We start from the raw sequence: 514 nt of genomic DNA, 5'->3' as shown, positions 1-514 counted from the left end.
CTTCCATTTCTTTGAAGGGCAAATTTACAATAGTGAAATCGAAGATATCAATAGTGAGAATATCACCGTTGAAGAGATACAAGATTATATCAATACACCGTATCAGGATGAACATGTCACAACAGTACCAGATGAGAACGTGGATAATTAAGACAGTTAATTCCTCATCACTAAGGACATTTAAAGAGCAATTATTCTAAGATTCAACTTCAGTGGGGCTAACCTATCTGTTCTATTTCCTAACCTTATCGGTCATAACCGGATGTATATTGGATTTTGTATTAAAGCGATATTTGATAGATAAACGCTAAGCAAAAAGCACGCTACTCTTTGAAGTAACGTGCTTTTCTTATTTTATTGATTTTCATAACTTATACTTAGTCAATTTCGGCTATGGCAGTGATGGCTGCAATCCGTCCGAAGGTAAAGATGTCAGCTAAGGCATTACCACCTAGACGGTTACCAGCGTGAATCCCACCAGCAACTTCACCAGCAGCGAATAGTCCAGGAATCA

1 protein-coding gene is annotated in these 514 nt (G+C 37.7%); it reads right to left on the bottom strand.

From position 1 onward, the window contains the following. Positions 1–377: 377 nt before the first annotated feature. A partial coding sequence (locus tag ACRCJ0_RS19325) for an FAD-binding protein (RefSeq protein WP_431391845.1) occupies positions 378–514 on the bottom strand: 137 nt, incomplete at its 5' end.

The organism is Aerococcus sp. L_32, from assembly GCF_050689315.1.
Note: the sequence above shows the minus strand (reverse complement) of the source record. Positions and strands in the feature narration are given on the sequence as shown.